This window comes from Streptacidiphilus melanogenes, assembly GCF_000787835.1.
In the GTDB taxonomy this organism is placed as follows: Bacteria; Actinomycetota; Actinomycetes; order Streptomycetales; family Streptomycetaceae; genus Streptacidiphilus; species Streptacidiphilus melanogenes.
The window spans coordinates 36,624-59,414 of sequence record NZ_BBPP01000035.1; the positions used below are offsets into that span (position 1 = coordinate 36,624).

25 protein-coding genes are annotated in these 22,791 nt (G+C 72.9%); 12 read left to right on the forward strand and 13 right to left on the reverse strand.

Going from position 1 to position 22,791, the window contains the following annotated elements; genetic code table 11:
* The first annotated feature begins 12 nt into the window (after nucleotides 1-12).
* The 3 genes from paaC to paaE are packed head-to-tail and all read left to right on the forward strand — an operon-like array spanning nucleotide 13 to nucleotide 2,446.
* Complete coding sequence (gene paaC, locus TR49_RS29040) at nucleotides 13-852, forward strand: 1,2-phenylacetyl-CoA epoxidase subunit PaaC (RefSeq protein WP_042386918.1); 840 nt, start codon at nucleotides 13-15, stop codon at nucleotides 850-852.
* Nucleotides 849-1,379 (forward strand): 1,2-phenylacetyl-CoA epoxidase subunit PaaD, encoded by a 531-nt coding sequence (paaD, locus tag TR49_RS29045; protein WP_152627510.1) that lies wholly within the window; start codon nucleotides 849-851, stop codon nucleotides 1,377-1,379. Before paaC ends, paaD begins: the two co-directional genes overlap by 4 nt.
* Nucleotides 1,379-2,446 carry a 1,2-phenylacetyl-CoA epoxidase subunit PaaE gene (paaE, locus tag TR49_RS29050; RefSeq protein ID WP_084725570.1) on the forward strand — a complete coding sequence of 356 codons (1,068 nt, stop codon included), beginning with the start codon at nucleotides 1,379-1,381 and terminating at the stop codon, nucleotides 2,444-2,446. The genes paaD and paaE overlap by 1 nt, the downstream gene beginning before the upstream one ends.
* 196 nt (nucleotides 2,447-2,642) lie before the next feature.
* On the opposite strand, the gene TR49_RS29055 is transcribed toward paaE, so the two are convergent.
* Both TR49_RS29055 and TR49_RS29060 read right to left on the reverse strand, forming a co-directional pair.
* Nucleotides 2,643-2,867 (reverse strand): DUF5302 domain-containing protein, encoded by a 225-nt coding sequence (locus TR49_RS29055; protein ID WP_042386920.1) that lies wholly within the window; start codon nucleotides 2,865-2,867, stop codon nucleotides 2,643-2,645.
* A gap of 62 nt (nucleotides 2,868-2,929) precedes the next feature.
* Nucleotides 2,930-3,406 carry a MarR family winged helix-turn-helix transcriptional regulator gene (locus TR49_RS29060; protein ID WP_042386921.1) on the reverse strand — a complete coding sequence of 159 codons (477 nt, stop codon included), beginning with the start codon at nucleotides 3,404-3,406 and terminating at the stop codon, nucleotides 2,930-2,932.
* A 104-nt stretch (nucleotides 3,407-3,510) separates the two neighbouring features.
* On the opposite strand from TR49_RS29060, the gene TR49_RS29065 reads away from it, so the two are divergent.
* From TR49_RS29065 to TR49_RS29075, 3 genes are all read left to right on the forward strand, one after another.
* Nucleotides 3,511-3,924: an organic hydroperoxide resistance protein gene (locus tag TR49_RS29065; RefSeq protein ID WP_042386922.1), complete on the forward strand. Its 414-nt coding sequence runs from the start codon at nucleotides 3,511-3,513 to the stop codon at nucleotides 3,922-3,924.
* Nucleotides 3,925-4,083: 159 nt separating this feature from the next.
* Nucleotides 4,084-5,145, forward strand: a complete 1,062-nt coding sequence (lgt, locus tag TR49_RS29070; RefSeq protein WP_063770201.1) for a prolipoprotein diacylglyceryl transferase — start codon at nucleotides 4,084-4,086, stop codon at nucleotides 5,143-5,145.
* A gap of 130 nt (nucleotides 5,146-5,275) precedes the next feature.
* Complete coding sequence (locus TR49_RS29075) at nucleotides 5,276-6,265, forward strand: DMT family transporter (RefSeq protein WP_063770202.1); 990 nt, start codon at nucleotides 5,276-5,278, stop codon at nucleotides 6,263-6,265.
* Between the two features lie 352 nt (nucleotides 6,266-6,617).
* On the opposite strand, the gene TR49_RS29080 is transcribed toward TR49_RS29075, so the two are convergent.
* Entirely contained in the window at nucleotides 6,618-7,736 is a 1,119-nt protein-coding gene (locus TR49_RS29080; protein WP_042386923.1) for an FAD-dependent oxidoreductase, read from the reverse strand.
* 124 nt (nucleotides 7,737-7,860) lie between these two features.
* Between TR49_RS29080 and TR49_RS29085 the strand changes: the two genes are divergently transcribed.
* Nucleotides 7,861-8,319 carry a universal stress protein gene (locus TR49_RS29085; RefSeq protein WP_042386924.1) on the forward strand — a complete coding sequence of 153 codons (459 nt, stop codon included), beginning with the start codon at nucleotides 7,861-7,863 and terminating at the stop codon, nucleotides 8,317-8,319.
* A gap of 20 nt (nucleotides 8,320-8,339) precedes the next feature.
* On the opposite strand, the gene TR49_RS29090 is transcribed toward TR49_RS29085, so the two are convergent.
* Both TR49_RS29090 and TR49_RS29095 read right to left on the reverse strand, forming a co-directional pair.
* Complete coding sequence (locus TR49_RS29090) at nucleotides 8,340-8,663, reverse strand: nuclear transport factor 2 family protein (RefSeq protein ID WP_042386925.1); 324 nt, start codon at nucleotides 8,661-8,663, stop codon at nucleotides 8,340-8,342.
* A gap of 113 nt (nucleotides 8,664-8,776) precedes the next feature.
* Nucleotides 8,777-9,535: a Mut7-C RNAse domain-containing protein gene (locus TR49_RS29095; protein ID WP_042386926.1), complete on the reverse strand. Its 759-nt coding sequence runs from the start codon at nucleotides 9,533-9,535 to the stop codon at nucleotides 8,777-8,779.
* 109 nt (nucleotides 9,536-9,644) lie between these two features.
* Here TR49_RS29095 and TR49_RS29100 point away from each other — a divergent pair, with 109 nt between their 5' ends.
* Nucleotides 9,645-10,055 (forward strand): DUF3224 domain-containing protein, encoded by a 411-nt coding sequence (locus tag TR49_RS29100; protein ID WP_042386927.1) that lies wholly within the window; start codon nucleotides 9,645-9,647, stop codon nucleotides 10,053-10,055.
* Here the strand turns inward: TR49_RS29100 and TR49_RS29105 are convergent.
* Nucleotides 10,040-12,493: an ATP-binding SpoIIE family protein phosphatase gene (locus TR49_RS29105; RefSeq protein ID WP_063770203.1), complete on the reverse strand. Its 2,454-nt coding sequence runs from the start codon at nucleotides 12,491-12,493 to the stop codon at nucleotides 10,040-10,042. The two genes, TR49_RS29100 and TR49_RS29105, sit on opposite strands and share 16 nt — an antisense overlap.
* Nucleotides 12,494-12,640: 147 nt before the next feature.
* Here TR49_RS29105 and TR49_RS29110 point away from each other — a divergent pair, with 147 nt between their 5' ends.
* Both TR49_RS29110 and TR49_RS29115 read left to right on the forward strand, forming a co-directional pair.
* Entirely contained in the window at nucleotides 12,641-13,240 is a 600-nt protein-coding gene (locus TR49_RS29110) for a helix-turn-helix domain-containing protein (RefSeq protein ID WP_042386928.1), read from the forward strand.
* Complete coding sequence (locus TR49_RS29115) at nucleotides 13,233-13,436, forward strand: DUF6126 family protein (RefSeq protein ID WP_042386929.1); 204 nt, start codon at nucleotides 13,233-13,235, stop codon at nucleotides 13,434-13,436. Before TR49_RS29110 ends, TR49_RS29115 begins: the two co-directional genes overlap by 8 nt.
* Nucleotides 13,437-13,464: 28 nt before the next feature.
* On the opposite strand, the gene TR49_RS29120 is transcribed toward TR49_RS29115, so the two are convergent.
* The 7 genes from TR49_RS29120 to TR49_RS29150 form a co-directional block, all read right to left on the reverse strand.
* The gene (locus tag TR49_RS29120; RefSeq protein ID WP_174501619.1) at nucleotides 13,465-14,073 is read right to left on the reverse strand and encodes a cysteine hydrolase family protein; all 609 of its coding nucleotides are present in this window, start codon (nucleotides 14,071-14,073) and stop codon (nucleotides 13,465-13,467) included.
* A gap of 75 nt (nucleotides 14,074-14,148) precedes the next feature.
* Nucleotides 14,149-14,877 (reverse strand): hypothetical protein, encoded by a 729-nt coding sequence (locus TR49_RS29125; protein ID WP_042386931.1) that lies wholly within the window; start codon nucleotides 14,875-14,877, stop codon nucleotides 14,149-14,151.
* 126 nt (nucleotides 14,878-15,003) lie between these two features.
* Nucleotides 15,004-15,351, reverse strand: a complete 348-nt coding sequence (locus TR49_RS29130; RefSeq protein WP_042386933.1) for a VOC family protein — start codon at nucleotides 15,349-15,351, stop codon at nucleotides 15,004-15,006.
* Between the two features lie 9 nt (nucleotides 15,352-15,360).
* On the reverse strand, nucleotides 15,361-16,803 hold the full coding sequence (locus TR49_RS29135) for a protein kinase domain-containing protein (protein ID WP_052434735.1): 1,443 nt from the start codon (nucleotides 16,801-16,803) through the stop codon (nucleotides 15,361-15,363).
* Between the two features lie 137 nt (nucleotides 16,804-16,940).
* Nucleotides 16,941-18,233, reverse strand: coding sequence for a sugar ABC transporter permease (locus TR49_RS29140; protein WP_042386979.1), 1,293 nt, complete (start codon nucleotides 18,231-18,233; stop codon nucleotides 16,941-16,943).
* Nucleotides 18,234-18,280: 47 nt separating this feature from the next.
* Entirely contained in the window at nucleotides 18,281-19,111 is an 831-nt protein-coding gene (locus tag TR49_RS29145) for an ATP-binding cassette domain-containing protein (protein WP_236653575.1), read from the reverse strand.
* Complete coding sequence (locus TR49_RS29150) at nucleotides 19,108-20,241, reverse strand: sugar ABC transporter substrate-binding protein (RefSeq protein WP_042386934.1); 1,134 nt, start codon at nucleotides 20,239-20,241, stop codon at nucleotides 19,108-19,110. Before TR49_RS29150 ends, TR49_RS29145 begins: the two co-directional genes overlap by 4 nt.
* Before the next feature lie 497 nt (nucleotides 20,242-20,738).
* Here TR49_RS29150 and TR49_RS29155 point away from each other — a divergent pair, with 497 nt between their 5' ends.
* Both TR49_RS29155 and TR49_RS29160 read left to right on the forward strand, forming a co-directional pair.
* Complete coding sequence (locus TR49_RS29155) at nucleotides 20,739-21,683, forward strand: hypothetical protein (RefSeq protein WP_052434737.1); 945 nt, start codon at nucleotides 20,739-20,741, stop codon at nucleotides 21,681-21,683.
* Nucleotides 21,684-21,839: 156 nt separating this feature from the next.
* Nucleotides 21,840-22,763, forward strand: coding sequence for an NADP-dependent oxidoreductase (locus TR49_RS29160; protein WP_042386936.1), 924 nt, complete (start codon nucleotides 21,840-21,842; stop codon nucleotides 22,761-22,763).
* Nucleotides 22,764-22,791 lie beyond the last annotated feature (28 nt).

The window sequence follows — 22,791 nt, forward strand, 5'->3', positions numbered from 1 at the left end:
GCCGGAACTTCCATGAGCAGCGACGACGACCACGTCTACCTCTCGCTCGCCGAGGGGCACGGCGACGACGCGCGTTGGGCCTTCGGGACCGGCTTCGAGGACCCGCTGCACGGCGTCGACACGACCCTGCCCGAGGACGTCGAGGCCGGGGCGCACGCCGCGTTCTGCCTCGCGCTCGCCGACGACGCGCTCGTCGCGGCCCAGCGACTGGCCCAGTGGATCACGCTGGCACCGGAGTTGGAGGAGGAGGTGGCGCTCGCCAACATCGGCCTCGACCTGCTCGGCCAGGCCCGCCTGCTCTACGCCCGCGCCGGGCAGGCGGAGGGCGCCGGCCGCGACGAGGACGCGCTCGCCTACTTCCGCGACCCGGCGGAGTTCCGCAACGTCATCCTCGCCGAGCTCCCCAACGGCGACTTCGCGCACAGCATGGTCAAGCTGCTGCTGCTGTCCAGCTGGCGGCTCGCGCAGCTGACCCGGCTGGCCGAGCACCCCGACCCGGTCCTCGCCGCCGTCGCCCGCAAGGGCGTCAGCGAGCTGACCTACCACCGCGACCACGCCGCGCAGTGGGCGATCCGCCTCGGTGACGGCACCGAGGAGTCGGCCCGCCGGATGCGCGAGGCGCTCGCCGAGCTGTGGCCCTACCGGGCCGAGCTGTACGCGGCGGCCCCGGAGACGCGCGACGAGGTCGAGGCCGTGCTCGCCCAGGTGCTGGACGCCGCCCGGCTGGAGGCTCCCGCCGAGACGCCCGTCTCGATGGGACGCGGCCGCGACGGCCAGCACACCGAGCACCTCGCCGAGCTGCTCGCGGAGCTGCAGAGCGTCGCCCGCGCGGACCCGGAGGCGACGTGGTGAGCGCCGTGACCGCCCTCGACCCGCGGCTGGGCGCGGCGCGCGCTGCGGCGGCGGCCGTGCGCGACCCCGAGCTGCCCATGCTGACCCTCGCCGACCTCGGCGTGCTGCGCGAGGTTCGGGTGGGCGAGGACGGCGTCACGGCGGTGCTCACCCCCACCTACACCGGCTGCCCGGCCCTGGCCGAGATGCGCGCCGACGTCGCCGCGGCGCTGCGCGAGGCGGGCTTCGGCGAGGGGCAGGTGCACGTCGAGACGCAGCTGAGCCCCGCCTGGAGCACGGACGACATCACCGCCGAGGGCCGTCGCAGGCTCGTCGAGGCCGGTATCGCCCCGCCCGGCGCCGCGCCGAAGCGCGCCGCGGGCCCCGTCCCGCTGACGCTCGGCCCGACCAGGTCCGCCGTCGTCCACTGCCCGCACTGCGGCTCCGCCGACACCGAGGAGACGAGCCGCTTCGGCGCCACCGCCTGCAAGGCGCTGCGCCGCTGTCGTGCCTGCCGCGAACCCTTCGAGCAGGTCAAGGAGATCTAGTGCTGCGCACCAGCTTCCATCCGCTGACGGTGGCCTCCGTCGAGCCGCTGTGCGACGACGCCGCGGCGATCACCTTCGCCGTCCCGGACGAGCTCGCGGAGCGCTACGCCTTCCGGGCCGGCCAGTCCCTCACGCTGCGCCGTCTGGTCGACGGCCGCGACGAGCGCCGCTCGTACTCGCTGTGCGCGCCCGAGGGCGGCCCGCTGCGGATCGGCGTCCGTGAGGTCCCCGACGGCCTCTTCTCCTCCTGGCTGGTCCGCGACCTGCGGCCCGGCGACGTCGTGGAGACCCTCCCGCCGCTCGGCACCTTCGTCCCCGACCTCTCCGCCCCCGCGCACCACGCGCTGATCGGCGCGGGCTCGGGCATCACGCCGCTGCTGTCCATCGCGGCGACGGCCCTGGCCGACCCCAAGGCGCGGGTGACCCTGCTGTACGGCAACCGCCGCAGCGACTCCGTCATGTTCGTCGACGAGCTGGCGGACCTGAAGGACCGTTACCCCGACCGCTTCCACCTCGTCCACGTGCTCTCCCGCGAGCCGCGCGAGAGCGAGCTGCTGAGCTGCCGCCTGGATGCGGAGCATCTGCGCGCGGTGCTGAGCGGGCTGGTCGACGTGCCCGGCGTGGACCACTGGTGGCTCTGCGGCCCGCTGGGCATGACGGAGGACGCGCGCTCGGTGCTGACCTCGTTCGGGGTCCCCGCGGAGCGGGTGCACCGCGAGCTCTTCTACGCCGAGGACGAGGAGCCGCCGACGCCCGTGACGCACGCGGACGCGTCCGTCGACGGCCCCAGCGCGGAGGTCGAGCTGACGCTCGACGGCCGCGTCACCACCCTCACCATGCCGCTGAGCGGCACCACCGTCCTCGACGCGGCGCAGCGCGCCCGCCCGGACCTCCCCTTCGCCTGCAAGGGCGGCGTCTGCGGCACCTGCCGCGCCCTCGTCTGCGACGGCGAGGTCCGCATGCGCCGCAACTTCGCCCTCGAGGACTCGGAACTCTCCGCCGGCTACGTCCTCACCTGCCAGTCGGAACCGGTCACGGAACGAGTCGCCCTCGACTTCGACTCGTAGAGCACCCGCAGGCCGTTGCACGACTCAGGGGCGCGGGGAACGGCGCGAAAATCCCCGGCCTTCGGCCGGGAGGTACCCCCGTCCGGTGAGCGGATGGTCCTCAATGAGCAGGGCCATCCGCACGCCGGTGGGTTCTCGCGCAGTTCCCCGCGCCCCTGGTGGTGCAACTGGCTGGGGGAGCGGACCGCCTGGCTTGTCAGCCGCTCTTGCGGCGGAAGCTGCGTTGGCCGCCGGACTTGCCGTGGGTGCCGTGGATCTTGGACGGGTCCGTCCCTCTGCCGGAGGCGCCTTCGGACTGGGGACCGCGGCGGCGGGCCAGCGCCTCGCGGAACTTGCGCTTGAGGTCGTCCTCGGGGCCGCTGTGTTCGGCGTCGGCCGGCTGGCCGGGCTCGCCTTCGGGGGACGCGGCTTGGTCCGCCATGAGTGCCTCCATCGGGTGTGAGGTGCGATGACAGTGTGTCATGGCACGGGCCGCCCCCGCGATCAACATTCCTGTGCGACCCCCGCCGCGTCCAGCCGGTCCGTCAGGCGGCCCAGCAGGCCGCGCAGTTCCCGCATCTCGGCGACGTCGAATCCGGTCCGGCGGGCGACCTCCAGCGGCACCTCCGTGGCCTGCTCGCGCAGCGCCGCGCCGCTCGCGGTCGCGCTGACCAGGACCGAGCGCTCGTCCTGCGCGCTGCGCTCCCGCTTGACCAGGCCCGCAGCCTCCAGTCGTTTCAGCAGCGGCGACAGCGTGCCCGAGTCGAGGCGGAGCAGTTCGCCGAGGCGCTTGACGCTGAGCTCGCCGTGCTCCCACAGCGCCAGCATCGCCAGGTACTGGGGGTAGGTGAGCCCCAGGTCCTTCAGGGCGTCGCGGTAGATCGCGCCGAACGCGCGGCTCGCGTTGTGCAGGGCGAAGCAGACCTGGTGCTCCAGGCGGAGCAGGTTCTCGGCGTCGGTCGGCTGCGAGGTGGCGGTCATGCCGACAAGTCTACTACTGAGTTGTGCGCAACTGAATTGTGTGCTCTTATATTGCTTGTCGGAGTTCACGACCAACGGAACGAACGAGACGAGGCATCGCACTCATGAACGCTCTGTACACCGCCGTCGCCACCGCCAACGGCCGCGAGGGCCGCGCTGTCAGCTCGGACGGCCTCCTCGACGTCACCCTCGCGCCGCCTGCCGCGCTCGGTGGCAGCGGCGCCGGCACCAACCCCGAGCAGCTCTTCGCCGCCGGCTACGCCGCCTGCTTCGCGAGCGCGCTGGGCGTCGTCGGCCGCGGTGCCAAGATCGACACCAGCGAGACCTCGGTGACCGCCGAGGTGAGCCTGGGCGCCAACGGCGAAGGCGGCTACGGCCTCGCCGTCGTCCTGCGGGTCGAGCTGCCGGACGCGCTGCAGAACGAGACCGGCCACGGCCTGGTCGAGCGCGCGCACCAGGTGTGCCCGTACTCCAACGCGACCCGCGGCAACATCGACGTCCAGCTCGTCGTCGAGTAGCACACCGGAAGTCGCGGAACGGCGACGGAACGCGAAAACGACTGGTCGCGCAGCACCGATCCGCAGACAGTGCGCATGTAGGGTGGGGCCCGCAGCATTGCGGGCCCCGTGCGTTTCGGGCGCGGTCGCCCGCCCGGTCTCTCGAGGGAAGCGGCCCCGATGGAACTCGCGTACATCCCCAGCCCGTCGCAGGGCGTCTGGCACCTGGGTCCGGTGCCGATCCGCGCGTACGCGCTGTGCATCCTGGCCGGGATCGCGGCCGCCCTCTGGCTGACCCGCAAGCGGTGGATCAAGCTCGGCGGCAACCCCGAGGACGTCTTCGACGTCGCTCTGTGGGCCGTCCCCTTCGGGATCGTCGGCGGCCGGCTCTACCACGTGATCACCGACCCGGAGCTGTACTTCAAGGCCGGTGAGCAGCCCATCCGGGCCCTCTACATCTGGGACGGCGGCCTCGGCATCTGGGGCGCGGTCGCGCTCGGCGCCGTCGGCGCGTGGATCGGCTGCCGCCGCAAGGGCATCCCGCTTTCCGGCTTCGCCGACGCGTTGGCACCCGGCCTGATCCTGGCTCAGGCGATCGGCCGCTGGGGCAACTGGTTCAACCAGGAGCTCTACGGCAACCCGACCAAGCTGCCCTGGGGCCTGGAGATCAACAAGATCAACGCGGACGGCAGCGTCGTCCACGGCGTCTTCCAGCCGACCTTCCTGTACGAGTCGCTGTGGGACCTGATGCTGGTCTTCGTGCTGCTCTACGCGGACCGCCGCTGGAGCATGCACAACGGGCGCCTGTTCGCCCTCTACGTCTCCGGCTACACCCTCGGCCGCTTCTGGATCGAGGCGCTGCGCAGCGACCACGCCAACCGCTTCCTCGGCCTGCGCCTCAACGACTGGACGTCGCTGCTGCTCTTCGTGGCCGGTGTGGTCTACCTCTACGTGACCCGGAACAAGCCCGCCCCGGACAACCCCATCGGGGCCTCCCGGATCGAGCCTCCGGCGGTCGACGGGGAGAACCCGGCCGAGCCGGGCGCGCCGACCGCACCGGTTGACGAGGACGCCGAGACCGGCGCTGTCGCGGAGACCGCCGAGTCGGCGGAGGACGTCCGGAGCGAGGACACCGCTGAGGACGCGGTCCGGGCCGCGGGCCCGGAGGCTGTCCGACGCCGCGCAGCCAACGGCTCCACGGCCAGCGGCTCCGCGAACGCGGGCCCCAAGCAGCGCGCCTGACAACAGCGGAGACGTTTTTTGCAGCGGAAGTTCCGGCCTTCCGCTGGGTAGCATGCCCACAGGAGCCGATCAATCGGTTCGGCCGGCGTCCAGCCGGTGGCGGGGGCGGAACCGTGGGAGCGACGTGTCTGTGACGGCGGTGCTGTCGGTGGTGTTCGCGGTGTGCGCCGCGATCAGCAACGCCATGGGCACCGTGCTGCAGCGGCGGGCGGCGCTGATCGTGCCGCGCTCGCAGGGCTTCCGCATCGGGCTGATGTGGGATCTGCTGCGCACGCCCGTGTGGCTCTTCGGGATACTCGGCGTCGTCTTCGCCGCCGCCTTCCAGGGCCTGGCGCTCGCCACCGGTCCGCTGGCGGTCGTCCAGCCGATCTTCGTTCTGGAGCTCCCGGCCGCGCTGATGATCGGCGGCATGGTCTTCCACCGCCGGATGCCGACGTTGGCCTGGATCTGGGTGGCCTGCCTCGTCGGGGGCCTCGGTCTCGCACTCGGCGCGGCGGCACCGAGCGGAGGATCGCTCCAACCCGGCGTCGGCCTGTGGGTGCTCGCGCTGGCCAGCTGCGGCGGAGCGATGGTGCTGCTCTGCCTCGCCGCGCTGCGCCGCGGCGTCGGCGGCGCCCGCGCCGTCTGCCTCGGCCTCGCGGCGGCGATCGGCTACGCGCTGACCGCGGCGCTGATGAAGTCGGCGACCGACACCCTCGACCACCAGGGCGTGGCGGCGTTCTTCACCTCCTGGCAGACCTACGGCTTCGCCGCCGTCGGCGTGTGCGCACTGTTCCTGCTGGAGAACGCCATGCAGGCCGGCCCGCTGGTCGCCTCGCAGCCGGCGCTGACCCTCGGTGACGCGCTGGTCAGCCTCTCGCTGGGCGTGACGCTCTACAACGAGACCGTCCGGACGGGATGGTGGCTGGTCCCGGAGATCATCGGCGTGCTGCTCGTCGCGCTCGGCGCGATCGGGCTGTCGCGGTTGCAGATGCGACCGCAGGAGGGCGAGCACGGCAAGGGCCGCGACCAGGATCCGGTGCCGGGGTCCGGTGCGAGCCCGAGTTCGGGCTTCGGTCCCGACGACGGCGGTCCCCGCGGCGGCGCTCCCGCACGAACGGCGGCACCGCCGAAGGGCTGACCGGGGCGGCGGCACCCCGCGCGCGCATCGCAGCGCCGCGGAACCGCTGAACGGCGGGGCGGAGCCGCGCTTCCGGGGCCGGGTCGCTGCGAGCTTCGGCGCCGGTGACGGCGACTGCCGGGGCGCGCCCGCCTGCATCGCGGCAGCAACCTCGCCTTCGCGGACGCGTTCCTCGCGCGGAGTTCCGTCGCGCTGGCCCTTGGCGGTGACGAGCGTGCACAGCCCCGGCCTGCGCGCGGCCTGCGACGCCCGGCCCGCTGATCTGCCGAGCAGCGCGGCGGAGACGGCGGCCGGGACTTCGCCGTGCCACCCGCCCAACGGCCCTGCCGGCCAGGCGGCTCGGCCGCAGGGTTCAGTGGGCGGAGGCGAGAGCCGCCGGCGCTGCGGTCGACGTGAGGTAGCGGTCGACGGCGACGGCCGCCGCGCGGCCGGCGCGGTTGGCGCCGATGGTGCTGGCCGACGGGCCGTAGCCGACGAGGTGGATGCGTGGGTCGCGGGCGGCCTGGGTGCCGTCCATGCGGATGCCGCCGCCCGCCTCGCGCAGTCCCAGCGGGGCGAGGTGGCCGATGGCGGCGCGGAAGCCCGTGGCCCAGACGATCACGTCGACGAGCTCTTCGTGGCCGTCGGGCCAGACCACGCCGTGCTCCGTGATGTGTTCGAACATCGGCAGCCGGTGCAGCGCGTCGCGCTCGCGCGCCAGCAGCAGCGCCGGGGAGGGCGGCAGGCCCGTCACCGACACCACGCTCCTCGGCGGCAGGCCCGCGCGCACGCGCTCCTCGACCATGGCGACGGCGGCGCGGCCCAGCTCCTCGGGGACGAAGGGGTCGTCGCGGAAGACCGGCGGGCGCCTGGTGACCCAGAGCGTCCGGGCGACGGCGGCTGTCTCCGCGAGGATCTGGACGGCCGACGCGCCGCCGCCCACGACCAGGACGGTGCCCGTGCCGCCGAACTCCTCGGGGCCCCGGTAGGCGGAGCTGTGCAGCATCCGGCCGCGGAAGCGCTCCGCACCGGGGTAGCGCGGAACGAACGGACGGGTCCACGTTCCCGTCGCGTTGATCAGGGCCCGCGTGGACCACACCCGACCGCCGTCGCCCTGTACCAGCAGCCGCGCGTGCGGGTCGGCCGACTCGGACCGCACGGAGGTGACGGTGACCGGGCGCAGGACGGGCAGCTCGTGGTCGCGCTCGTAGGCGGCGAAGTAGTCGGGCAGCACGTCCCGTGCGGGGAGCTGCGGGGCGAGCGGAGGCAGCGGGGAGTCGGGCAGTTCGTGGAAGCCGTGGACCATCGCCATGGTCAGCGATGACGGCCGGTGCTGCCAGGCGCCTCCCGGTGCGGGGTCGGCGTCGAGAACGACGAAGTCGTCGAACGGCCGCAGCCCACGCCGCCGCAGGTGGTGGGCGGCGGACAGCCCTGCCTGCCCCGCGCCGATGACGACCACGTCGACCTCTGTTGTTGCAGTCTCAACACTCACATACGTGAAACATCCGCGCGGAGCCCGGACTTCCCCGGAACCCTGGCCCGCGCGTGTTGCAGCCGGTCGGCCGCCGGAGGGGATGAGAGCGTGGCCATGCGTGGACGAACAGGGAGGAGGGCCCATGGCTCAGAGCGGCGGGCGCGCGCCCGACGTGATCGTGGTGGGCGTGGACGGCTCGCAGCACGCCGGTGAGGCGTTGCGGGCCGCGATCCGGCAGGCGGAGCTCACGGACAGCCTGGTGCACGCGGTGCTGGCGTGGGAGTGGCCGAGCATCTTCTCCGTGCCGGAGCCGGTGCCCGGGCAGGAGGGGCTCACCTTCGAGGAGCAGGCGCAGCTCCGACTCGACGCGGCCGTCGAGGCCGTCGCGGGGCCGGGTCCGCACCCGCGGATCCGCAAGCGGGCGCTGCAGGGGAGTCCGACGCAGGTGCTGCTCGACGCCGCCCGGGACGCCGTGCTGCTGGTCGTCGGCAGCCGTGGCTACGGCGGCTTCAAGGGGATCATGCTCGGTTCGGTCAGCCACCACCTGGCGCAGTACGCGCCGTGCTCGGTGCTGATCGTCCGTGCCGACGAGACGCGCTGAGGCCCGCGCCCGGCGGGTCCTCAGGCCTGGCCGGTCTCGAAGCGGCGGACGTGGCCGTCCTCGACGTCGAAGCGCCAGACGGTGCTCATCTCCCCCCAGGTGTCGTTGCGGAACCTCGCCAGCAGGGTCTGCCCGCCGTTGGACTCCTTCTGGACGTCCATCCGGCCGCCCGCGTCGAAGATCTCGCGGTCGATCCATTCCTGGAGGTTCCGGTCCGAGCCGTCGTCCGACATGGTCGCGTCCGAGGTGAGCAGCCCGAGGAAGGCGTCACGGTCGTGGGCGTTGATCGCCTCGACCATGCGGCGGACGACGGGGTCGGAGAGTTTGGCGGTGGCAATCGTCATGCCCTCCAGCGAACACCGGGGCGTCCGGCGTCGCACCGCACGGGCCGCCGTTCAGGGTACGGCGGCCGCGGGCGCACGGGAGAAGAAGGTGCACCGGCTGGGCGAGCCGGTGCTCAGCCCTGCGCCGATCCTTGGACGCCGCCCGCCCGCGCGTCCGCGCGGCGAAGTGCGTCCGCGACGATGTCGTTGAGGCCGTCCTGGTGGGCGCCGCGCCAGTAGGCACGGCCGCAGGCGGTGCAGAGCGCGAAGGTGTCGTAGGAGCGTTCCGTCCCGGGGCGCAGCTGCGGGCGGACCTCGTCCAGCGTCGCCGGGCGCAGCTCTCCGTTGCAGGCGGTGCAGCGGGTCCACGGCGCGAGCGGCGGCGCGAAGCGCTCCAGCACGTCGGTCAGCTGCTCCTCCGGGCGGTGGCTGTAGACGTACGCCCCGGCCCACAGCTCCCGGCGGTGCAGCAGGCCCCGGTCGCGCGACAGAATGACCCGCTGCTCGCGGGCGGACTGTGCGGCCAGCGCCGCGTCGCCGATGTCCAGCCGCTCGTAGGCCGCGTCCACGCCGAGCAGCCGCAGGCGGCGGGCGAGGGTGCCCAGGTGCACGTCGAGCAGGAAGCGCGGGGGGCCGGGCAGCGGCTGCGGCCGGGTGACGGGGGAGACGTGGATGCGCTCGTCGGCCGTCGGCACGTGCGAGGCCTCGCTCGCGCGTCCGTCCACGGTCAGGCTGCCGACCTCGGTCAGCGGCACGCCGAGGGACTCCACGACGTGGCCCAGCGAGGACGCGCCGTCGGTCCGCACCCGGGCGCCCTCCTCGGCGCGCCGCGCCGCGGCGACGAAGACGTGCAAGTCGGGGTCGAAGCTGACGATGATCTCCGGTCCGTCCACGCGGTCAGCATGTCACCGGCGCGTTGTCCGAGGCCAGCGGTTTCCGACCGGTCGCGATCGCTTGTGCGGTTCCGACCCGGTTGTCGGTGGCGGGGGCTAGCGTGTGGCCATGCGAACCAACGGCACGTTCTCGGTCGTCTCCATGCAGCCCGTCTCGGCCGAGGAGTTCTCCGGCAAGGTGGGCACGGGCCTCACCACGGGCGTCGCGACCATGGAGAAGCACTTCGCCGGGGCCGTCGAGGGCCGCTCCGAGACGCTGTTCACCTCTGCCTACGACATCGGGCGCGGGGTCGGCACGTACGTCGCCATGGAGTCCTTCGAGGGCACGGTCGACGGCTGCTCCGGCACGTTCAACTTCGCGCACTCGGCCACGACGGACGGCGACAACCGGCGGGACGAGTTCTTCGTCCTCGTGCCCGGCAGCGGCACGGGCGAGCTCGCGGGCATAGCCGGCACGGGCGGGCTGACCGTCGAGCCCGACGGCACCCACCGGATCTGGCTCGACTACACGCTGGGCTGAGTCTTCTTCCCGTTCCCGCCGGGCGCGCCGTCCTTCTCGGTCATCTCGAACCAGACGAGCTTGCCCTCGCCGCTCGGGCGCACACCCCAGCGGTCGGCGAGCAGGTCCAGCAGGACCAGGCCGCGCCCGGAGGAGGCCATCTCGCCCGGGGAGCGGAGGTGTGGCAGCTCGTCGCTGCCGTCCGAGACCTCGATGCGCAGCCGGCGTTCGCCGGGCGGCCCGGAGAGCTCCGCCAGCAGCGCGCCCTCCTGGTCGGTGTGCAGCAGCACGTTGGTGAGCAGTTCGGAGACGAGCAACACGGCGGCGTCGGCGTCGTCGGGGCAGTTCCAGTCCTGGAGGATGCCGCGCAGTTCGCGGCGGGCGGAGGCGACGCGCGCGGGTTGCCCCTGGCCGACGGTCACGACGAGGCGGCGGCCGACGGGCCTGGGCGCGCCGTCGATCGGGTCACGGCGGAGCAGCAGCAGGGCGATGTCGTCCTCGCGGCGGTCGGCCAGCCGCCCGGCGCCGGCGTGCGAGCCGGGTCCGTGCACGGCGCGGATCAGCGCGTCGGCCATGCCTTCCAGGTCGGAGGCGGGGCCGGGGGCCACCACGTCCCGCACCCGGACCCAGCCGCTGAACATGTCGTGCCCGCCGGTCTCGATCAGGCCGTCGGTGCAGACCATCAGCACCTCGCCGACCTGGAGCTCCAGCGCGGTGACGGGGTAGTCCTCGCCCTCGGGGGCGAGGCCGAGCGGCAGGCCGCCGTCGACGTGGCGGATGACGGTGGTGCCGTCGGTCATCCGCAGCACCGGGTGCGGGTGGCCGGCGCGCGCGATCTCGAGGCGTCCACGCGCGGGGTCGGCCTCGATGTAGAGGCAGGTGGCGAAGCGGTCCGCGTCGAGGCTGGCCAGAAAGCGGGAGGCCCGGGCCATGACGGCGTCGGGCCGGTGGCCCTCGACGGCGTACGCGTGCACGGCCGTGCGCAGCCGGGACATCACTCCGGCGGCGTGCACGTCGTGGCCCTGCACGTCGCCGACGACCAAGGCGATCCGGCCGCCGGGCAGGTCGACGACGTCGTACCAGTCGCCGCCGACGAGCAGTCCGCCGCCGGTGGGGATGTAGCGGGCGGTCATGGTCAGACCGTCGATCTCGCGCGCCGAGTCGCCCATGCTGCGGCGCAGGCCGCGCGAGAGGGCCCGCTCCGCCTCGTTGGTGTGCGCGCGCTCAAGGGCCTGGGAGAGCATCCGGGCCACAGTGGAGAGCACCGCTCGCTCGTCCGGGGTGAACGCGACGGTCGTCTCGAACGCGGCCAGCCAGGTGCCGGTGGTGCGGCCCGCGGTCACCAGCGGCAGAAAGGCCCACGACCGGCGGTGGAACGGCTCGGCGAGGGGCCAGGTCGCGGGGAAGTGCCGCTGGTACTCGGCAGGGGAGGACAGGTAGATCGGTCGGCCGGTCCGCACCACCTGCGCCGCCGGGTACTCGGTGTCCAGCGGCATCTCGAAGGCGCCGGTCTGCGTGGGGGTGTGTCCGTGCTGGCCGACGACGGTGAGCTTGGTGCCCTTCACCCCGAACACGGCCTGGGCGTCAGGGGAGAAGCCCGGCATGGCCAGAGTCGCGGCGACCCGCAGCACCTCGCTGGTGGTGCCCGCCTCGGCCAGGGCCCGGCCCGCGTCCAGCAGGAAGGCCTCGCGCGAGCGGCGCAGGTCGGCGGCGGGCAGCCGCGGCGCGGTCGTGGGCAGCGTGTTGAGCTCGTGGATCTGGCGGCGTTCGCGTTCCGCGTCGGCGGCGTGAGCCGCCGGTTGGGCGGCGGCAGCGGGCTGGGGAGGCCGCGCCTCGCGTGGGGCGGCGCCGTCGTCGGCGTCGTCGACCGGCGGGTGCGGCGCGGCGTTCGGGTCGGGGCCCGGCACGCGGCTGCGGCCGTCGAGGACGGTCCCTTGCAGGCTGTACGGGCTGTTCGCCGGGCCGGGGGATATCTGGAGGTGGAGTGTGCGCAGCAGGCGGCCGTCCGGGGTCACCACCCGGACGCGGACCTCGCCCGGGCGGGCCTCGCTCGCGATCAGCTGGGAGAGCGCACTGAGGCGCACGAAGTCCTCGCCGTGCAGGCGGGCGCGGATCGTGGCGGCGTTCGGCATCGGCCCGTCGAGGGGGAGGCCGAGGAGTTCGCGGGTGCGGGCGTCGGCCTCGACGATCCCCCGGGCGCGGTTCCAGCGCCACACGCCGATGCCGGCGGAGCCGAGGACGGCCGCGCTGAGCTCGTCGGGGGTGAGCTCGCCGGGGGTGAGCTCGCCGGTGAGGTCGGCCGGTCCGGGTTCGGCGGTCGCGCGGCCGTTGCCGGTGGGCTCGTCGGCCGGCCCGGGGGAGCCGGGGCGCGCGGCCGATCGCGTGGCCGAGGGCGAGCCCGCCTGCGCTGCCGGAGGCGCGGCTGCTGAGCGCGCGACCGGGTCTGATGCGCTGGCCATCGGCGGGGCCCCTTCGACTACGGATTTATGTGATCACCCTACGGCCCGATGCCCCCTCAGGTCGCGACGACAATCAAGATCATCCGTGCTTTTGCCTCTGGGGCAAGAAACTTGCCTACCTGGCCGCAGCGGGTGTCCACTGGGGTCATGGACGCAGACGCCACCGGAACGGGGCTCGGGCCCGAGGACCTCCCGGGCCTGGGAGCCCGCCTCCGCGAGCGCCGCCTGCGCAGCGGCCTGACCCTCGAGGCCGCCGCCGCGCGCGTCGGTCTCTCCCCGGCCCACCTCTCCCGGCTGGAGACCGCCAAACGGCAGCCCTCCTTGCCGTTGTTGCTGGGCCTGTCCCGAGCTTACGCCGTTCCCCTCGACGTACTGCTCGGGGAGGCCCCCGCGGCGCCGACCGCAGTGATCCGCGGCGGCGCCGCGGAGCCCAGCCTCGCCGGAGGCTGGACCTACCGGGCCGCGGGAGCGCCCGGCCGGGCGATGCAGGCGCTGCGCGTGCACGTACCGCCGGACATCCAGGACGCGGTCGTGCGGGTACACCCCGGCGAGGAATGGCTGTACGTGCTCAGCGGCCGTCTCGTACTGACCCTCGACCGCGAGCGCCACCTGCTGGAGCCGGGCGACTCCGCCCACTTCGACTCCATGCGTCCCCACCGCCTGGCGGCGGACACGCCGACCGGCACCGATCTGCTCTTCCTGCACACGCTGCTGCAGAGCCCGACCTCGGAGTTGTGCCTTGGCTGACCACATCCACACCCTGCCCGCCGGTCCCCTCCCCACGGCCCCCGCCGCGGAGTACGTCCCCGCCGGCCCCGTCGAGGACGGCGCGAAGCGGACGGCGCGCCGCGTCAACATCCGCGTCTTCATCTACGTGATCGGCCTGCACGTCTTCGCGGGCTTCGCCATGCTCCTCTTCTACGCCGCCGGCCACCGCAGCTGACCGCCCCTCGCCCGCGGCCCCCCAGGGCTCACGGCAGGCGGGCGATCAGCTCCGCCGAGGTCTGCGGAGTCGAGAACATCGGGAAGTCGTAGGTGATGGCGTTCTCGTGCTCCTCCTTGGAGACCGCGGCCGTGCAGTCCGTCAGGGTGATCACCCGGTAGCCGTTCTCGTAGCCCGTGCGCATCGTCGACTCCACGCAGCAGTTGGTGAGGAAGCCGCCGATGACCAGCGTGGTGATGCCCTTGCTGCGCAGGATGAAGTCCAGGTTGGTGCTGGCGAAGGTGTCCAGCCCGCGCTTGCCCTCCACCACGATGTCGCCCGCCTGCGGGGCCAGCACGTCCGCGATCTCCGCGCCCCAGGTGCCCTTGACGAACGCGTTGCCGTCCACGACGCCCTTGAGGATGCCGTAGGGGTGGCGGGTGATCTCGTGGTAGCCCGGCGCGAAGGAGATCGGGGCGTGCACGACCGTCACCCCCGCCCGGCGGGCGGCCGCGACCAGCTGCCGGGTGTTGTCCAGCATGCCGGTGGCCTCCATGACCGGGCGCACGGCCTCGTGCAGCACCCCGCCGTCGGAGACGAACTCGTTCTGAAACTCGATCAGGAGCAGCGCCGTGGTGCCGGGATCCAGAGTCGTCATGGCACTCACTCAAGCACGCGCCACCCACCCTGACGAGACCGCCTACGGGTGACACGCGTCCGGGCCGGGGCGGCGTCAGGTCTGCGGCACGCCCTCCTCGCGCAGCAGCCGGAGGAACGCCCGGATGCCGTTGATGACCTCCTGGTTGTCGGTCAGGCTGCCGAGGGTGTCCTCGAACTTGCGGCCCAGCGCGTGGATGCGCGCCTCCAGCTGGTCGTCGCGCCGGCGCGCCAGCACCGCGAGGCGGTCCAGCTCCTGAGCCAGGCGACGGGTCTCCGCGTCCAGGCCCGCGACACCGGCCTCCGCGGTGTCGAGACGGTCCTTGAGGGCGATGATGTCGTCGCGGGGGAAGCTCGCCTCCTCGCGCAGCACGCCGATCCGGGTACGCAGATGGCGCAACCAGGCCTCGGCGGGGCGCAGCACGGTGGCGATCAGGTAGAACGCGCAGAACCAGTAGCCGACGGCCTGCCCCGACACCGCCGCGACCACCCCGATGACGAGGGCCGAGACCAGGTGCGCACCGACCGCGGACCGCAGCAGGCGGGCCGCGATCCGCTCCGCGTCCAGCTCACGGCCCGCGGCGATGTCGAGCCCGGCCGCCCGGCCCTCGGCGATCTCCTGACGTGCCGTGTGCGCCTGGAAGTACAGGTTCCATGGCACCGTCAGCAGCACGGCCAGCCACATCAGACAGACCGCGCCCGCACCGAACCCGAGCAACACCGACGTCGACACGTGCGCGACGAAGTGCAGCAGCACGCCGAGGACGGCGGCGCCGACCACGACGATCCCCAAGAAAGCACCCATGACTCGATCTTGGAGCGACGGGGCGCGGCGGACCAGGGTGTTCCTACTCAGGACCGTCTGGGGGAATCAGCCTGGTGCGCACCAGGGCGGACGAGTTCCCGCCGACCCGGCCCCGACGACGAGGGCTCACCCGTTCGCGCGGGGGTGGCTCGGTTCGTAGAGGGCCAGGTCGCCCCCGCCCGGCAGGCGCAGGCCGGTGAGCAGCCCCCAGGCGAGCTGCTCCACGGGGCGGGTGAACTCCACGCCCTTCGCCTGCAGTTCGGCCATGGTCCCGATCAGGTCCTCGCACATCAGCATCAGTTCGTGCGAGTGGACGGACGTGGCCGGGTGGAAGGCGATCTCCGCGGGCGGGGCCTTGAAGATCAGCCAGCCGCGACCGGCGTCGACGCAGGGCATGCCGAGCACGTCGCGGAAGAAGACACGGTCGGCCTCGGCGTCGCTGCTGTAGATGACCACATGCGCACCATTGATCACGATTCGACGCTACGGCGCTCCGGCCCCGGCGGCAATCCCGGACGGGCGGGAGACGGACAGCGCCACCACCGCGCCCGGCCGGAGCACCGCGCCGGCCACCGGGTCCTGGGAGCAGACGGTGTGCGGCGCGGCCTTGGTCCCCGTGCAGGAGCCGAAGGAGAGGTGGCCGATCCGGAGGCCGGCTGCCTGCAGTTCGCGTCTGGCGCGGGCGAGGCTCTGACCTGTCAGCTGCGGCACAGCGTGGGTTCCGGCGCCGGGCGCCGCGTGGCCGGAGGCGAGCCAGCCGCCGACCGAGACCACGCCGGCCACCGCGACAGTCACCACGGTCGCGCCCACGAGCCGTCGCCGTCCGCGTCGCCGGGGACGGGGCCGGGAGTCCCCGCTCGGCTCGGCCCCGTTTTCGGGTTCCGTCTCGGCTGCGGTCGCGGAGTCGGCAGCGGCCCAGCTGCCGGATGCGCCCGACGTGCCCGACGTGGCTGAGGGGGAGCGCAGCGGCAGGGTCGCGTCCGTGCCGGGCCAGGGCGACGGGGGCAGTTCGGCGAGCGTGGGAGCGTACCCCACCGGGGTGTGCGGCGTCGCCGCAGCAGGTTCGGCGTCCAGGACCGCGCGCAGCGCCGCGCCCATCGCGGCGGAGTCCGGGTAACGCTCGGAGGGCTGGCGGGACAGCGCGCGCAGCACGAGCGCGTCCACCTCGGGGGCGAGTGACGGCGCGAGCAGCGACGGCGGCTCGGGGTCCTCGTGCAGGCGACGCCAGACCGTGTTCAGCGGGGTGTCCGCGGTCAGCGGCAGGAGGCCCGTCAGCAGCTCGTGCAGCAGGCAGCCGACCGCGTACAGGTCGCTGCGCGCGTCGGCGGCCTCGCCGCGCGCCTGCTCGGGGGAGAGGTAGTCGGCGGTGCCGATGACCGTCCCGGCGGCCGTCAGCGCCTGCTCGGCGGCTGCCTCGCCCCGGCCGAAGCTGCGCGCGATGCCGAAGTCCATCAGCTTGACCGCGACGGTGCCGTCCTCGACGACCATCACGTTGGCCGGCTTGACGTCGCGGTGGACCATGCCGTGCCGGTGCGCGTGGTCGAGGGCGTCCAGGATCTCCGCGACGACGCGCAGCGCCTGACGCGCGGGCAGCGGCCCGTCGTCGGCGAGGACCTGCGCCAGGGTCCGGCCCGGCAGGTACTCCATCACCAGGTAGGGCAGGTCGAGGTGCGGTCCGGCCCCCTCGCCCGAGTCGAAGACGGCGACGATGCCCGGGTGGTTGAGCGAGGCGGCGGCGCGCGCCTCGCGGCCGAAGCGCACGCGCTGCACCGGGTCGGCGGCCAGCTCGGGCCGTAGCACCTTGACCGCCACGGCGCGGTCCAGCCGCAGGTCGCGGGCACGGTAGACCTCGGCCATGCCGCCGCTGCCGAGCAGTTCGCACAGCAGGTAGCGGTCGCCGAGGGCGGGAGGCTGCAGGGTGTCCACGACGCGATGCTGGCCCGGTTCTTTGTGGGAATCATGTGATCCCCACAGAAGAACCGGGCCAGGGCGCCGGCCTGATCGTGGGAATCATGTGATCCCCACAGAAGAACCGGGCCAGGGCGCCGGCCTGACCGTGGGAGTCAGGCGCGGCCGGAGGACTTCTGCGTGCGGCGGGACAGCGAGTCGACGACCACCGCGGCCAGAAGCACGCCACCAGTGATCATGTACTGGATGTCCAGGGTCAGGCCGAGCATGAACAGCCCGGCGTTGATCGACTCGATGACCAGGATGCCGAGGAGGGCGGACCAGACCCGGCCGCGGCCACCGAAGAGCGAGGTGCCGCCGATGACGGCCGCGGCGATGGCCATCATCAGGTTGTTGGGGTCCGCGCCCGCCTGCCCGGCGGCGTTGGTGGTGGCCGCGATGGCCAGACCGCCGAGCGCGGCGAAGGTCCCGGAGATCGCGTAGACCGAGATCCGCACCATCGGGACGCTGATACCGGCACGCCGGCTCGCCTCGATGTTGCCGCCGACCGCGAACACCTTGCGGCCGTAGGTGGTGCGGCGCAGCACGAAGTCGCAGATCACCAGCAGGGCCAGGAAGATGACCACGTTGTTCGGCACGCCCGAGGCCCGGTTGAGGATCCACGCGACCAGGAACGCCCCGACGGCCAGCACCACCGTGCGCGCGATCAGCTCGGCGGTGGGGCGGGCCGGCACGCCGGCCGCCTTCCGTCGGCGCTGCTCCAGGAAGCCGCTGGCCGCGAAGCCGACCACCGCGATGCCGGCCAGGATGTAGGCGCCGGCGATGTCGCCGCCCAGGAAGTACGAGTTGCCGGAGAACAGCGCGTTCAGCGCCTTCGGTTCCAGGTTGATCGTGCCGGTCGAGCCGAGCAGCCAGAGCATGACACCCTGCCAGGCCAGGAAGCCGGCCAGGGTGACCACGAAGGCCGGCACACCGATCTTGGCGAAGATCCAGCCCTGCGCCGCGCCGATCGCCATGCCCGAGAGCAGCGTGACGATGACCGCCAGCCAGGCGTTCCAGTTGTGCTCGACGGACAGCACCGCGTAGATCGCCGCCGCCAGGCCGCTCACCGAACCGACCGACAGGTCGATCTCGCCGAGCAGCAGCACGAAGACCAGGCCGACGGCGAGCATGCCGAGGCCGACCATGTAGTAGACGATGAACTCGGCGTTGGCGGCGCTGAAGTACTGGCTGTTCTGCAGACTGAAGATCAGCCAGATGATGATCAGGCCGATGACGACCGGCAGCGAGCCCAGCTCACCGCCGCGCACCTTGCGCTTGAACTCGTCGACATAGCCCCGCAGGCCCTCCTGGCGGACCAGCAGGCGCGGGTCGACGGGCGGCGCGATGGCGGCCGACGGCGTCGGGTCGAGGCCCGGCGGCGGCTCCAGCGGGTTGAACCCGCCCAGCGGATCGGACGGGTCGGGGGAGCCGGAGGGACGAGTGGGGGGTGTGCTCACGCCTCTCCTTCCGGACGCGGCCAGGTGGCGCGCGCCGCGCGCCGGGTGACCGCGTTGTCGGTGGCGCCGGTGATCGCGGCGATGATCGTCTCCTGGGTGGTGCCGGCCATCGGGAACGTGCCGTTGTTCCGCCCGAGCCGAAGCACCGCGACGGTGTCGGCCACCGCGGCCACGTCGACCATGTTGTGACTGATCAGGATGACGCCGAGGTCCCGGCCGCGCAGCCGCTCGACCAGGTCCAGGACCTGCGCGGTCTGCTCGACGCCGAGGGCGGCCGTCGGCTCGTCCAGGATGACGACCTTCGGGTCGCCGATCAGCGAGCGGGCGATGGCGACCACCTGCCGCTGACCACCCGACAGGCTCGCCACCGGGATGCGCACGCTCGGGATGCGGATCGACAGCGTGTCCAGCAGCTCCTGGGCGCGCTTCTCCATGGCCACCTCGTCGAGGGTGCCGTGCGTCGTCAGCTCACGGCCGAGGAAGAGGTTCGCGACCACGTCGAGGTTGTCCGCGAGCGCGAGGTCCTGGTAGACGGTCGCGATGCCCAGGTGCTGGGCGTCCTGCGGCCGGTGGACGGAGACCGGCCGCCCCTCCCACTCGATCTGGCCGTCGTCGATGGTGTGCACCCCGGCGATGGACTTGACCAGGGTGGACTTGCCGGCGCCGTTGTCGCCGACCAGCGCCACCACCTCGCCCTGGTGGACCTCCAACTCCACGTCGGTCAGGGCCTGCACGGCGCCGAAGCGCTTGGAGATGCCGCGCAGGGCCAGGACCGGTTCGCCGTCGGCCAGGGCCGAGGCGTAGGAACGGGAGACGGGGTCGGTCACGTCAGCCCCGCGGACTTGCAGGCGGCCTCGTACTGCGGGGTGCAGATCTGCGCGACGGTGTAGAGGCCGTCGGCGACGACCGTCTGCTTGATGTTGCTCGTGTTGACCAGGACCGGGGTCAGCAGGTCGGACGAGACGGTGTTGCCGGAGCCGTTCACCTTGGTCGAGCTCGCGATCGAGGTGATCGGCGCCCCGGTGAGCAGGTTCACGGCGATCTGGGCCGCGGCGTCGGCCTCGGGCTTGTAGGCCTTGTAGATCGTGAAGGACTGGGTGCCGGACACGATCCGCTGGATCGCGTCGAGCTGGGCGTCCTGGCCGGTGAGCGGCAGGTGGCTGAGCCCGGCGTTCTTCATCGAGGTCGCGATACCGGCGGCCATGCCGTCGTTGGCGGAGTAGAAGGCCGCGATGTTCGACGCGCCGAGCTGGTTGATCGCGGCGGTGGCCTTCTGGGCGGCGACGTCGGGCTTCCACAGGCCCGAGGCGTCGTAGGCGATGTCGACGTGGCCCTTGACCGCGCTCTGGAAGCCGGCCTTGAAGTCGCCGGCGTTGGGGTCGGCCGAGTCGCCGTCGATCTCGACGATCTTCGCGGACGGCGTGGCCTTGGAGCCCATGACGGCGAGCAGCCCGGTGCCCTGGAGGTGGCCGACCTTGACGTTGTCGAACGACACGTAGGCGTCGACCGGGCCCTGCGCGAGGCGGTCGTAGGCGACGACCTTGATGCCCTTGGCCTTGGCGGCCTCGACCGAGGACTTGATCTGCGCGGAGTCCTGCGCGTCGACGACGAGCACCTTGACGCCGGAGTTGATCATCGTGGTGGCCTGCTGTGCCTGCGTCTGGGCGCTGCCGCCCGCGTTGGCGTACTTGACGGTGACGTTGGGCGCGAGCGCCTTGACCTCGGCCTCGAACAGCGGCTTGTCGAACTGCTCGTAGCGGGTCGTGGTGTTCTCCGGCAGCAGCAGGCCGATGCTTCCGGTCGCGTTGGCCGCCGCCGCCGTACCCCCGGCCCCCGAGGCTGCGGGGGAGGACGAAGAAGAGGAGGAGCTCCCCGCCTTCCCGCACGCCGCCGCGGCCAGAACCAGCGAGACGACAGCGGTGGCGGTGACGGCGCTCTTGAGAGGGTGCTTGTTCACGTGACGGCCTTCCTGGAACGGACTGCTTGATCTGAAACGCAGTACGGCCTTCCGATTGAAAGCCTCGCGCGCGAGGGCCCCTTCCGACACGCCCGGGCACGGGGTGATATTCGCCCGTTCGGCGTATTCATGTTCATGGCGACGTGTGCTTCCACCCTGGTGAAGGCCTTGATCGACGTCATCCAGCTCTGAAGGAGCCCACTCGGGGCCGCTCGCGGGCCGCCCGAGGCCGTCGGCCTCCGGGCGGGACGGGCGACGCGTCGGGAGCCTTCCCCGGCGCGCCGCCGGGGCTCGGGGGTGTGCGCCGGATCCCCTGCGGGGCATCCCTGACGTGACGCCAGATTTTCCCTCATGGGTCGTCAAAGGCCGCAGAATCTCCGGTCGAAGGCCGTCTGCGCCATAGACATGACACCTGTCGGGCCGTTAGTTTCCGGGTGGCCACGTCGTGGCTGGACTCCAGGTGACTGACCCCCGAGGGGATCACTGTGCACATACGCATGTCCGGAAACGTCGTCCGCGGCCTCGTCGCCCTCTCGCTCGCCGCCCTCGGCGCGGCCGGCCTCGCGACCGGAGCCGACGCGGCGCCCGCCCCCACGGCCCACGCGGCCGCCCCGCACCTCGGCATGAAGCCGATCGCCAAGGGATCCGTGCGCGTCGCCGCGAAGGCGAGCAGCTCGAACACCCTCACCGTGCGCTCCGCCGGCACTCAGGGCGTGGTCTCCCCGACGCCGCAGGTGTACCTGGTCTTCTGGGGTTCTCAGTGGGCCAGTGACCCGGCGGGCGTCGCGCCGGACCTCCAGGCGATGTTCAAGGGCCTGTACGGCAGCGCCGACACCTGGGGGACGATCCTCACCCAGTACTGCGAGGGCGTCGCGAAGGGCACCGCCACCTGCGGCAGCGGCGGCACCCACATCACCCACCCCGCCACCAGTCCGCTCGCCGGCGTCTGGTTCGACAACGCCAGCGCCGAGCCGTCCAGCCCGACCGCCGCGCAGATCGCCTCCGAGGCCGGCAAGGCCGCCGCGCACTTCGGCAACACGACGCAGACGCCGAACCTCAACGCGCAGTACGTCGTCGTCTCCGCGACCGGCACCCACCCGGACGGCTTCCCGAACTCGGGCTTCTGCGCCTGGCACGACAAGACGTCGAGCAGCTACGGAAACCTGGCCTACACCAATCTCCCCTACGTGCCCGACCTGGGCGTCGACGCGTGCACCACGCTCACGGACGGCCGCATGCTCTCCGGCATCGAGTCGACCGAGACCCACGAGTACGCGGAGACCGTCACCGACTTCTGGCCCAGCATCGGCTGGAACGGAAGGAACGGGGAGGTCGGCGACGAGTGCGAGAACATGGACGCCTTCGTCCCGCTCAGCACCGGCAGCTTCGACCTGCAGGGCCTCTGGTCCAACAAGGCCAACGCCTGTGTGACCAAGGGCTGATCCCGGGCTGATCCCGGCGCCGGGCCCATGCGCTCGAGCGCGTGGACGCACGGACATGCGGGGGAGACTCTGGGCCATTCAGAGTCTCCCTGCGGCTCTCTAGCGTGGATCGGGTCGACGGAACGGACCGTCGGCCCGACTCCCGGGGAGAGAACGATGCGTGCAGTGATCCAGCAGTCCTTCGGCGGTCCCGAGGTGCTCCGCGTGGTGGAGACCGAGCGGCCGAAGCCGCGCTCGGGCGAGGTTCTGGTGCGGGTGCGGGCCAGCTCCGTCAACCCCGTCGACCTCGCGGTGCGTTCCGGCGCCTTCCCGTTGCTCGGCGAGCCGCCCTTCGGCGTCGGCTGGGACGTCTCCGGCGAGGTCGTCGAGGCCGGGCCCGGCGCCCGTTACGAGGTGGGCGAGGAGGTCTACGGGATGCCGTTCTTCCCGCGGGCCGCGACCGGCTACGCCGAGTACCTCGCCGCCCCCTCGCGGCAGTTCGCCCGCAAGCCCGCCACGATCGACCACGTGCACGCGGCCGCCCTGCCGCTGGCCGTGCTGACGGCCTGGCAGGGCCTGGTCGACGGGGCCGGGTTGGGGGAGGGCGACCGCGTCCTGATCCACCGCGCGGCAGGCGGAGTCGGCCACCTCGCGGTCCAGGTCGCCAAGGCGCGCGGCGCCCACGTCATCGCCCTCGGCAGCGAGGAGCGGCGTGAGTTCCTGACCGGGCTGGGTGCGGACGAGGTGATCGACTACCGCTCGGTCGACTTCGCCGAGGCCGTCCGTGACGTCGACGTGGTCTTCGACTCCACCGCGCAGGGCGACCGCTCGCTCGCGGTGCTGCGCCCCGGCGGGACGCTGGTCAGCATCCTCGAGCACGGCGACGCCGCTCTCGCGGAGCGGGTCAAGGCGGCGGGCCACCGCTTCAAGGGTGTCTCGGTGGAGCCGGACTACGCCGCGCTGGAGGCCGTCGCCGCCCTGGTGGACGCCGGGCGGATCCGGCCCTTCGTCCAGCAGACGTTCCCGCTCGAGGACGCGGCGAAGGCGCACGAGGCTGTGGCCACCGGACACGTCCAGGGCAAGATCGTCCTGACGGTCTGAGACCGGCCCCGCCCGGGGTCCGCAAGGC